The organism is Halomonas sp. ND22Bw (assembly GCF_003011945.1).
GTDB classification, from domain to species: domain Bacteria; phylum Pseudomonadota; class Gammaproteobacteria; order Pseudomonadales; family Halomonadaceae; genus Halomonas; species Halomonas halophila.
Window position 1 is genome coordinate 1 of sequence record NZ_PXWD01001253.1, and the last position, 257, is coordinate 257.

A 257-nucleotide genomic window follows, 5' to 3' on the forward strand; every position below is an offset into this window, starting at 1 on the left:
GCATTACCGGCACTGGCAGCTTCCTTTCTCCGCGCCGCGTGACCAACGACGAACTGGCCCGTGACCTCGCATCGCGCGGCGTCGAAACGTCCGATCAATGGATCGTCGAGCGCACCGGTATCCGGGCGCGCCACTTCGCCGAGCCTGATGTGACCAGCAGTGATCTGGCCCTCGAGGCGTCGAAGCGCGCGCTCGAAGCTGCCGGCCGCAAGGCGGACGAGATCGACCTGAACATCGTCGCCACCTCGACACCCGAC

Annotated in this window: 1 pseudogene; it reads left to right on the forward strand. The window is 66.5% G+C overall.

Features of this window, described 5'->3' with window-relative positions:
* A pseudogene (locus CVH10_RS22200) lies at positions 1-257 on the forward strand (3-oxoacyl-ACP synthase); the annotation flags it as partial.